The sequence below is a fragment of the Methylobacterium sp. E-025 genome, assembly GCF_022829705.1.
In the GTDB taxonomy this organism is placed as follows: Bacteria; Pseudomonadota; Alphaproteobacteria; order Rhizobiales; family Beijerinckiaceae; genus Methylobacterium.
This window is the reverse complement of the sequence record NZ_JAKSYR010000017.1, coordinates 1-5,403: the sequence shown is the minus strand read 5'-3', so window position 1 is coordinate 5,403 and position 5,403 is coordinate 1. Positions and strand designations below refer to the sequence as shown.

General features: G+C 61.0%; 4 protein-coding genes. 2 read left to right on the top strand and 2 right to left on the bottom strand.

Features of this window, described 5'->3' with window-relative positions; genetic code table 11:
- Positions 1–1,074: 1,074 nt before the first annotated feature.
- A complete protein-coding gene (locus tag MKK64_RS00555; RefSeq protein ID WP_243931756.1) occupies positions 1,075–1,296 on the bottom strand; it encodes a hypothetical protein in 222 nt (73 codons plus the stop codon).
- 30 nt (positions 1,297–1,326) lie between these two features.
- Here MKK64_RS00555 and MKK64_RS00550 point away from each other — a divergent pair, with 30 nt between their 5' ends.
- On the top strand, positions 1,327–1,812 hold the full coding sequence (locus MKK64_RS00550; RefSeq protein WP_409567810.1) for a MucR family transcriptional regulator: 486 nt from the start codon (positions 1,327–1,329) through the stop codon (positions 1,810–1,812).
- A 166-nt stretch (positions 1,813–1,978) separates the two neighbouring features.
- Here MKK64_RS00550 and MKK64_RS00545 read toward each other — a convergent pair whose 3' ends face one another.
- Complete coding sequence (locus MKK64_RS00545; protein WP_243931754.1) at positions 1,979–3,529, bottom strand: sensor domain-containing diguanylate cyclase; 1,551 nt, start codon at positions 3,527–3,529, stop codon at positions 1,979–1,981.
- Positions 3,530–3,895: 366 nt separating this feature from the next.
- On the opposite strand from MKK64_RS00545, the gene MKK64_RS00540 reads away from it, so the two are divergent.
- Complete coding sequence (locus tag MKK64_RS00540; protein WP_243931752.1) at positions 3,896–5,212, top strand: pilus assembly protein TadG-related protein; 1,317 nt, start codon at positions 3,896–3,898, stop codon at positions 5,210–5,212.
- The last annotated feature ends 191 nt before the right edge of the window (positions 5,213–5,403 follow it).

Sequence of the window (5,403 nt, the reverse complement as noted above, 5' to 3'; positions counted from 1 at the left end):
CCTGGGACGCCAACGTCGTGGCACTGCCTGAGCTTGGAGGGCTGACGCGTCGCGCCCTGGGTATGCCAAGGCCGGTCATCGCACACCCGGCCTCGATCCGATCGTCGATCGAACCAAGCTCTGAGCGAACAGAAAACGATTCACGGCCTGATCGGCACGCCATCAAAGCCCTCACGCCAACGCCCCCGAAACCTTGCAAGCCGGTTTGGACGATCGGAGGCTACTCGCGCTGTCGCGCAACGGGGCCGTGTCTCCTCTCCTCAGAGGATGGCCGCAAAGCTACCAAGCTTTGGCGTTTCGTCAACCGGATGGGATGCTCGCCGGCTCCAATGGCGATCGAGAGCCCTTGATCGCCCGCGGCCATGCCTTGGAGCCGTCGTGCGGGATGCTAGGGCGGGTAGGATCAGCGGAATTCGCCTGCTTCCCGTAAAATCAGCCCTCTCTAAGTCTCTCTTTTTATTTCTCTTTTTCTTCTCAACGGGAGTGTAGGGAGAATAGGGAGGAGATTCCTCGGGTATACATGAGACGGTTTTGAACGAGGCATGTCACGGCCTTGACCACCCCTTGTCTCGTCGTTTCATCACCTCATCGTTTTGATTGTCTCATGCGTAGGGTGGGAAAATGCCTCCCTAGCCTCCCTAGCGCCCCAAATCAGGGCTAAGTCATTGATCCCGTTCACCCCCATCGCCGGGAGGCAAGATCTTCGCTTGGATCGCTAGCCTCTTACACTCCCTAAATTGGGCCGTTGCGATGGAACGGCTGGAGCGTTGGACCACGCAATCTGAAGGTCAATCTCAATCCTGACCAGAGGATAAGTGCGGTTTTCCCCGGTTCCGTGCCGATGCACCTCGTCGCGGCTAAACACCGATCATGGTCGAGCCGCCGAGGCGGTGCGACAGCCGTTCCATCTTTTGCACCCCTGGACGGGTTGTTCGCTGCGATGCGGCAGCCTAGGTTTGCAGTGCGGGACAGCGATGGCGTCGTGGTCCTGCTGTCCTTCTTGGACGTTTCCTCCAAGACTTCGGGCCGCCCCTTCGGGGGTGGCCTTTTTTCGTTGGACAGCAGCGTTCCTTATCAGCCTACGGCCGATCGGCCTCGTATGCTGCCAGGCGTCGAGGTATTCCGCTCACCCCGCAGCCTTGGCACCTCGGCTCTTAGATCCTCAACGCGGGCATGCAGCTCGCCGGTATCGACGACTGTCTCGACTAGGAGGTCCTGTGCCTTGGCCAGCGCCGCGCGTAGCTCGGCGTTCTCGGTCGCGAGCGCCAGGATCAAAGCCGCCGTGTCGTCGCTCATCCTTCAGCAACCTGTCCGGCTCACTCTGGTGTGCGCTGCATCAGCAGCCAGCTGGTCTGCCCGATCCGCTGCGGCGGCCCTGATGTTCATGCTGCCCTCACCGGCCTGGGCAACGAAGCCCCCGCGGAGCCCCCTGGCCCCGAGAAGCCGACGGCGTATCAGATCCGTAAGTCGATCACGCCGGACGCGATCATCTCGTTCCTCGACGGCAAGCCCTACAAAACCCTGAAGCGGCACCTGACCGTCGCCGGCCTGACGTTGGAGCAGTACCGTGCACGCTACGGTCTGCCGTCGGACTACCCGTCGACCGCCGCAAGCTACTCCGCGCAACGGTCCGCGCTGGCCCACTCTCTTGGCCTGGGTCAGATGCGGCGCAAGACAAATCCTAAGGTCGTGGCAGCCTCCGCAGCCCCTTCGAAGACCCGCGGGCAGATTGAAGGCTGCGGAAACGGCCTGAAGCCGCTCAGCGCCCCGTTCCGGCACACCGTGGCGCCCGTCACGGTGATGAGACCCTAACCAAGTGCCGCCATCCTGCACACGGGCCAAGTCGCGTATCGGCCTAGCTGGTGAGATCCGGGGTTCCCCCGCCCCGTGAGCAGATCGGGACGGGGCCGGGCCGTCGTGGGAGGTGCTGTGATACCGCCACGGTTGCTGCTCGTGCTTAATGGGGCTTAAGCTACTATCATCCGCCCACGACCAAGCGCAGATCAGAGCCCACTGAGCCTGAAACCCGAACGCAGTTGCGGCCCAATCTCTTGGCTTCGTATAGAGCGGCGTCGGCAGTACAAAATAGCACCGCTGGTACAATGGCAATTCCTTCGGGTATCTGAGCTACCCCGCAACTCACGGTCAGCACCTCGTGCTTGCTACTGGCATGAGGGAGCTTCCAGCCCGCTACAGTCTCTTGGATACGACTGGCAACGATCTTGGCACCCTCCTCACCTGTATCAGGGAGGATGACGGCAAACTCCTCGCCGCCGATGCGGTAACCGGTATCGCCAGAACGGCTGATGACGGCTTCCATTGATCGCGCGATGAGCTCTAAGGCCTCATCGCCTTTCTGATGCCCGTAACGGTCGTTGAACCCCTTGAACGAGTCGGCATCCAGCAGGATCAGCGATAGAGGCTGTGAAGTTCGTACGGCGCGTGACCATTCTTGAGCTAAGACCTCGTCAAAGCGGCGACGATTGGGCAAGCCGGTCAACCCATCCGTCGTTGCCAGCTGTTCGAGTTCGACATTGAGCGCGCTCGTAGCCATCTCGGCAGCACGCCGACGATTGAGTTCGCAGCAGAATAACCACGTCAAGCCGATGGTAGCCCCACAGAGGGCAAGTACGGTCCCACCAAGGATCAGAGCCTTCTGCCACCAATCCGTATAGATATCTGCCAGCGGGATCGCGGTACTGAGCTGCAGGGGTTGATCTCTGACATGGGTGAACACGAAACGGCGTTCACCCTCTCCAAACATCGCTGGACCAACGAAGCTGCCGTCCTGGTGGGCCAGAATGCGCTGATAGCTTGGCTGCTGGGCGACGCTTTTGCCAAGCAGTTGTTGTTCGAATGGCTCCCGCATCAGGATCGAGCCGCCTGGTCCGTACAAGGTCACGGTGCCGATGCGAGCCACGCCTGCGGCGGCGAATAGGCCACGGAAGTAGTCGAGATGGATGGCGCCAGCGACGACACCGGCAAACGAACCGTCTGGGTTAGATAGGCGACGGCTCAGCATGACCACCCATTGTCCCGTCAAGCGAGAGATAGCCGGCGGGCTGATATGCAGCCCATCATCGCTATGAGCGATAAAGTATTGAAAATACTCACCATCGGCCCGGTTCAGCGCTCGTGGCGTGATCGATTGTGAGCTGGAAACGAGATCGCCAGTCGCATTCATCACCATGATGAAACCAAACCCGAGGCCGGTCGCCGAGCGATCGAACAAGATCATGTGACGAAGTTCGGGCGAGGCCTGCGCGACGTCCGGTCGCTTCATACCGTCGACCACCGCCTGTAACGATAGGCCATAGAGCTCGATATTGCGGGCGATATCGCGCTCCAGCACCTGCAGCAGGCTACGGGACGTGATCTCCGTCCGGCGGGTCGCATCCTCTCGCATGTCCCACAACATTACAGCGGACACGCTGCAGAGACCGGCAACGCAGGCGAGATTGAATGCCGTCAGCGAGCGCGCCGAGTGGGTCCAGCGTCCAAACAGGGCGAAGGGCGATCGGATGGTCATAGGCAGTCGTCATGTCCCGCACTCCGATTGTAGCCGAGGAAGCTTAACGATTTTCCATCAATCCACACCGCTTGGTGGATCAATCCCGTAAATTGTCGAGGAGCGGATGGCGTCGGTGGCTGTGTATTAAGCGCCGTCACGACTGGTATATTTCGCGCAGCTACCTTCTTGACTGACCGCCGAAGACAGCTCCCACCACCCGCTATCGCCTTTTGTTAAACCGGTCCTTGTACGACCATAGGCTTGAAATAGGCCGGTAAGGCGATCGGGATGCAGTATGAAAGGCGGTCTGGTATCCGGCACAGCGAGGTAATACCTTTCGCTGCATCTGCGTCTCGGTCGTTCGGAGCTGACCGCCGCGGCGCCGTGGCCGTCATCTTCTGCCTCTGCGCGACGGTGCTGCTCGGCCTCGTCGGCGGCGGCGTCGATTATGCCCGCCTCGCCGCCCGGCGGGCCCAGCTGCAGGGGGCCGTCGATGCCGGGGCGCTGGCCGGCGGCAACGCCCTCAAGCTCGCCCTGTCGAGCACCGCCGCGGTGGTCGGCGTCACCGAGCAGACAGTGCGATCGGAGGCGAAATCGCCGCCAGACCGGCCGCTGGCGGTTGAGGTCAGCGTGGGATCCGACAAGACCAACGTCTTGGTAACGGCCGCCGAAACCTTCAAACTGTCCTTCGGCAGCTTCGTCGGTATGCCCGCCGTCAAACTCGCGGTGAAGGCGCAGGCGAGCGTCGTTGGGCGGATGCGCCTCTGCATGCTGGCGCTCGACCCGCTCGCGGCGGGTGCCTTCAACCTGCAGAAAAGCGCGCAGGTCACCGCTGTCGATTGCGCGCTGTATTCCAACTCCGCCTCTCCGACCGGCATGGTCGGGCAGCAGAACGCGATCGCCAAGGCGCAGACGATTTGCTCGGCCGGCGGCTACCTCGGCGTGCGGGCGAACTTCAGCCCGACGCCGCAGACCGGCTGCCCGGTGATCGATGATCCTCTGAAGGACCGTACCGCCCCACCGATCGGCGCCTGCGCGACACTACCGTTCCCATTGAATGTGTTGAATGTAAACAGCTTGAAGAAGATTGATTCGAGTATGACGCTCGAACCAGGAACGTATTGTGGTGGCCTACAGATCACGAAGAATGCTGTCGTCACGCTAAAGGCTGGAATTTACGTCATAGCAAATGGCCCGCTGATTGTTGATAAGAAAGCGTCGCTTAGCGGTACAGATGTGGCCTTCTACTTCACCGGGGATAAAGGCAGTCTTGTCTTTGATAAAGATACGACAATCAGCCTCTCGGCACCAACGGCAGGCGTAATGGCGGGCTTACTCATCTCTGAAGATAGGACTGTGTCCTCTCCCACAGATCCAAGCAACCTCATCACGACACTCCTTGGTGCAATACTCGCCCCGCCTCCTGCACCCCTTGCAGCGACCAAGCCGATGCGGACGTACCGCATCCTCAGCGACAACGCCCGCACCATGCTTGGCACGATCTACCTGCCGGCGGGCCGCCTAGTGATCGACGCGACCAAGCCGGTGGCCGACCAGTCGGCCTACACCGTGATCGTGGCCCAGCAGATCAACCTCTACGAAGGCCCGAACCTCGTCCTCAACGCGAATTACGGCGCGACGAGCGTGCCGGTGCCGAAGGGCGTCGGCACGGTCTCCGGCCGGCTGTTCCTGACGCAATGATGACGCCGATGACAGAAACCCGCTCCCCAAAGCACCTTGAAGGCGTTCGCCCGCGATCCAGCCCTTCTTCATTTTAACGAGAAAGCGGCCTAGAAAGCCAAGCCTCGATCCGGGCCGCCAAGCGATCCGCGCGGCTGTAAGGATCAGCTACGAACCAGATAACGCCCGCGAAGGCAGCTGCTCCGGCATAG